Genomic DNA, 4,785 nt, shown 5'->3' with positions numbered 1-4,785 from the left:
TATGCACATCCAGCCCCACGTACTTGCTAAACTCTTTCATGACCTGCCTCCCTCAATTTAGGCTCTGCGCCTACGGTTGAACAAACCCCAAGCGTAACCCTCGTCGCTTGAGGTGTGGCAGGTCAATACATGATGTCTAAGACTGCGCCACTGGCGCTGGTAATTTGGCTGCTGGCACCTGTGGCACTCAATGCCGTGTTGTTTTGCGCGGCAATGACGCCGCTATTGTTGATGTCGCCGCGTGTGGTGATCGCGGTGTTGCCTTGGGCGTAAACGGTGCCGGTGTTTTGGACACCGTTTTGCGTGTCGATTTGAGCTTGGCCGCTACTGGTGATCTGCCCCGCGTTTTGCAGCTGGCCATTGGCGGTGATGATCACATCCCCCACACCCGCGTACATCTTGCCTGCGTTGCGCACGCCAACGCCTGCTTCAGTGGCCAACAGGGTGATTTTTCCGGCGTACATCCCACCCAGTTGCGCGGTGTCGATGGCAAACGCGGGCGCAGCGCCTGTGCCCGTAGTTGCCCCGCTCACGCTAGGATCATTGGTGGTCTGATCAATACTGACTTGGTTGGTGCCAGTCACCACTTTGAGTTGATTGGCCCAAATGCCCGCATTGATTTGCACGGCCCGCGCGATGATATCGGTGTAATCGGTGGTGCTGGCATCCATACCATTACCCGTGATCGTCACCATGCCGCCTTGCACGCGGAAGCCCTCCAGATTCCCGCTGTTCATGATCGGCGTGCCGGTCGTGATCGTGGCGCGATTTGCATTGATGAAGCCACAGCCGTCGCAAGTTACGCCAGATGGGTTGGCAATCACGACCTGGGCGCGTTGCCCGGCGACTTCCACATAACCACGCAATAAGCTCGGATTGTTTGAATTGACTTCGTTCAAGATCACACGAGCGCTGCCAGTTGCCAGCCAAGGGTTTCCTTGGACCCAACCGCCGAGTTGGGTTTGAACGTTGGTGCGGCTGTTGTTGAGAATCGCACCTTGCTGCTGCACATCGAACTGGCTATAGGTGTTGCGCGAAACACCCGCCGCGCTCGGCGTTTGAATGTTGACAAGTGGGACGTTGTTAGGCGCGGTTAAAACAGTGGGGCGTTGATTAGCCGCCGCCGTAGGATCAGCAACGATTTGCGCATAGGTTGCCGGGGTCATCACCATGCCAAACAAACCCCAGACAAAGAATGTCAGAGGTTTGATTGCCGCAATCAAGGAGCGCTCGTTGCTTTTTGACGGAGCGGATGTTTCGCCACTTGCTTTACCTTGGCTTAAACAGGTTTCAGCAACTGCCATCAGTAGGCCACGCGCCTTGTTAAAAATAATGCGATAGCAGTTCTTATTCATGTTTCACTCCTCGGGGAACAATAAATTAACTTTCGGCGTGTCCTGAGACACGGGGCGATTGGGGTATGCCACTGGATGACTCTTGAACCATTCTTTCGCTTCTTCTTTCAGCACCGCCATACCCTGAAACGTTCTAACCTCGATGCCGCGTTCGTTTCCTCGGTGATAAAGCATGCGTCCAAAACGATTGGCAAAGAGCTGCTTTCTTATTAGACGATTGACGACAGCGGTATGGCCGAAAGGAGCCACCCAATCGAGTACCCACATGCGATCCCCACAGTTCCAATCCGCTTCTGGCATCAACAGAGGGCTGTTGGCTAGATAGCGTTTTTCAGCTTCTAGATTGAAATTGGCCCATGAAAGGTAGAAAACAGGGCGTCCTGCTTCGCTGGCCATAATGAATTGACGATTCTTGATTGCGGGAAGCAACAAGACTGGCAAGGTATGCAGAGGAAAGTTGTGATGCGACTTCGAGTGCATCCATGACCAGGTAACACTTCCCAATACCTCTGCCTCATTCCAGGTTTGCTCAATCAATCCTGGGGCGATGATGGATAGAGGTGCTGTACTCACGCCCATCCCCTAAAACGACCAGTTGATGTTGAACCCGGCCACACTACTGGAGGTTTGGAACCCGCTGGGTTTGCTGAGGGGCTTACCGACAAATACGTCGTAGGAAACACTTTTGAGGGCACCACGCAATCCGATGACAGCTCCGCTTAGGTGTTTGCCAATCAAGGTTTCGCTACTTGGTCCGCTTACTTGGCCGTAATCGATGCCGACATAAAACTCTTGGCCACTTTGCCCAAGCGCCCATCCCAGGTCATTGCGTACCAACCAACCGCGCTCAGCCAAGAGCTGATTCTCGCCATCGAAGCCGCGCACGGTGTAACGATTGCCGATGGCAAAACGGTCTTGTGGCACCAGCGGCGTTCTATTCCACTGCGCACGCCAAGCGCCGGTGTAACGCAAGCGCTGCTCGCCTAAATTAAAAGGGGCATTGAGCTGTGCGTCCGCCGTGATGATTTTGGGACGTGAGGTGCCTTCACCGAAGGCTTCTTCCGGCGCGGGTAAGGAATTCCAAGCACCTGTGCCACGGCGATAGTTGAGGCTGGCATCGAGCGTAGCGTTACCGATGAATTCACGGTGCGAGACACCGACATCCACGCCCGCCATGCGACGGCGTTGCACTTCGACTTCCGTATCGTCGATGAAATTTTTAGAGGCACGGGTCCACCCCTTCAAAGATAGGGTGGTTTTACGTACCGCGTCACGGTAGATCAGGCGCGAGAGCTTGATTTCGCTGTTTTGACTTTCACCGCTGTAGAGGTAGGTTTGGCTGGCACCGGGTACTGATTGGTGATAACGGTTTTGGCTGGCGGTGAAACCCAACAACCAATAGCCGAAGGGCAAGGAGTAATGCGCGGTATAGCCTCGTGTACCTCGTGCGCCAGGATCGCCTCCACCCAAATCGTGGTTGAAGCTGATGTAAAACAGGTCATTCAGCGTCCACCAGTGGTCGTAAGAAACCGTGACGCTGCCTTGGTATTTGCCTGTGGCCTTGGTCCCAGAGTCATCCGCCGAGAAGCTGACACGGAAAGGAAAGTCCTGCTTCCACTTAACGACCAGATCACTTTGGCCCGGTTCAGCATCAGGCCCTTCGGCGGGAACAACTTGGATATCGGCTTCAGCGGTAGGAAGCCGCTTAAAGTTCTCCAGAGCCTGCTCAATGTCACGCAAGTTCAGTAGATCGCCAGATTTGACAGGAACAGCGTTCCATTTCGTGGCACGCCCATCGGTGCCCGGTGCAAACTGGATGTGGCGAATCCGACCGGGAAACAGAGTAAGTTCGAGAGTGCCTTCGGCCAAATGAGCTTGCGGCCCAGCCAAGACACGCGCGGCGACAAACCCACGCGCGATGATGGCGTTTTGAATGCGTCGCATCACCAAGTTCACGCTGCGTGAACCAAGACAACGGCCAGTTGCTTTATCTTCTACGTTGTCCGCAGTGTGATTTGCAGCCTCAATGGCCCACTGGAATTGATCCGCGCTGTCACCAACCAGGGTAATATTTTTGATGTCGACGCAGTCGGCTTCATTGCTGGGCAAGCGCTCCAACCCCTGTGGGGTCTCGGGTTTGGGCAAACGTACATCAGGAATGCGTTCTTGCTGCTCGCGTAACACCCGTTCGCGTTCTTGCCGACGCAAAAGCTCGTCAGTGGCAGATTGGGCTGGAGTCACCTGGGCGAAAGCAGGCAAGGAAGTGACGCCCAGGAGTGCCGTTGCAAAGGCGAGTGTGGCACCACCCGCCAATGTGGGCAAACGCCATGCTTGCAGAGCAGCCTGGATGTTTTTGTTTTTTTACTTCGGTCCGAGCAAGCGTGATTCCCTTCGAGTCTATTTCAAGTCTGTCCCCGATTCCGAGAGAGGCACAAAAATCCGGCTATCTTACCAGAAGTCGTTGTAAATATGCACTTTTGGAAAAGACGCAAATTTGCGAGGGATCTCCTATTTTTTAAGATCTTATTTCCGCATAAATTCATCTACAAATAAACAAACTAGATTTAAAACGCATAGCCATGTACATGCTTATTCCATCATTACTTTTTCCTCTAATTAAAAAGACAATTTTGCCTATTTATAGGACTCTGTCGCATGGAAAAACCCATCCGTCGGTCTCTGGCCAGGCGCTTGGGTCGCAATATCGGGGACCGTCGTCGTGCGGCTGGGCTGACACAAGAACAACTCGCCGAGTACTTGGATATCGATACGCTCACCATTTCACGGTATGAAACTGGCGCGATCCTTCCCCCACTCACAGTCGTTGATCTGATCGCTCGTCTTCTGCATGCAAGCATTGCTGAATTAGTGGGCGAAGAGCCAACCGAACCTATCGAACACGCTGAGCGTCTGGGTATTTTGATGTCCAATATCTCTCTGGCTGATCGAGACTGGATCGAAGGGGTCGTCAAGTTGCTCGTTGAACGCTGTCAGCCCCGCAAGCGGGGACGTCCGCGTACACGAGCTGCTAAAGCAGCCCACATAGCCTAAGCCTAGAGTGAATGCAAAGTAAAGGTGCGTCAGCCGCCGCTTGAGCTTTCCCTATCGATAGACGTCTTATACCAATCGTGCAGCCTCGGCGGCCACATGGCCAGCCAATGCAGCCACGAACGTTTTGAGACTGGTCATATTAGATAGGTCAGCAAAATCTCCCGTGTCCACCGCACTACGGTGTGCTGCAATTATTGCTGCAGTGGTGTAAAGCTGCTCCTTTACCAAGCGTTGGCAGGTAACCGGTAACCCTACGGCGTTCTTCCCTTTGCGCGCGCGATGACGAGAATGGCTCCCGAGACAAATCACTCACGGGAGCAATTGCGATGGTGGAGCGCAAGAAGGGAAAGGGGTCACGGCGCAGCCGGCACGAGTGGCG

The 4,785-nt window shown here is 53.9% G+C and carries 4 protein-coding genes; 1 reads left to right on the top strand and 3 read right to left on the bottom strand.

Features of this window, described 5'->3' with window-relative positions:
- Positions 1–122: 122 nt before the first annotated feature.
- From Q1J43_RS08025 to Q1J43_RS08015, 3 genes are read right to left on the bottom strand one after another with little or no spacing between them, the layout of a single operon-like run.
- The gene (locus Q1J43_RS08025) at positions 123–1,355 is read right to left on the bottom strand and encodes a filamentous hemagglutinin N-terminal domain-containing protein (protein WP_301101937.1); all 1,233 of its coding nucleotides are present in this window, start codon (positions 1,353–1,355) and stop codon (positions 123–125) included.
- A 3-nt stretch (positions 1,356–1,358) separates the two neighbouring features.
- A complete protein-coding gene (locus Q1J43_RS08020) occupies positions 1,359–1,928 on the bottom strand; it encodes a toxin-activating lysine-acyltransferase (protein WP_301101936.1) in 570 nt (189 codons plus the stop codon).
- 9 nt (positions 1,929–1,937) lie between these two features.
- Positions 1,938–3,677 carry a ShlB/FhaC/HecB family hemolysin secretion/activation protein gene (locus Q1J43_RS08015; protein ID WP_301101935.1) on the bottom strand — a complete coding sequence of 580 codons (1,740 nt, stop codon included), beginning with the start codon at positions 3,675–3,677 and terminating at the stop codon, positions 1,938–1,940.
- A 333-nt stretch (positions 3,678–4,010) separates the two neighbouring features.
- Between Q1J43_RS08015 and Q1J43_RS08010 the strand changes: the two genes are divergently transcribed.
- On the top strand, positions 4,011–4,406 hold the full coding sequence (locus Q1J43_RS08010) for a helix-turn-helix transcriptional regulator (RefSeq protein ID WP_301101934.1): 396 nt from the start codon (positions 4,011–4,013) through the stop codon (positions 4,404–4,406).
- Positions 4,407–4,785: the final 379 nt, after the last annotated feature.

The sequence above is a fragment of the Propionivibrio sp. genome (assembly GCF_029255185.1).
Taxonomy (GTDB): Bacteria; Pseudomonadota; Gammaproteobacteria; order Burkholderiales; family Rhodocyclaceae; genus Propionivibrio.
The sequence above is the reverse complement of the archived record's forward strand: the minus strand, read 5'-3'. Positions and strand labels throughout refer to the sequence as shown.

Coding starts and splice junctions, on each gene's coding strand:
- Q1J43_RS08025 (WP_301101937.1), bottom strand. CDS start 1,355: ATGAATAAGAACTGCTATCGCATTATTTTTAACAAGGCGCGTGGCCTA.
- Q1J43_RS08010 (WP_301101934.1), top strand. CDS start 4,011: ATGGAAAAACCCATCCGTCGGTCTCTGGCCAGGCGCTTGGGTCGCAAT.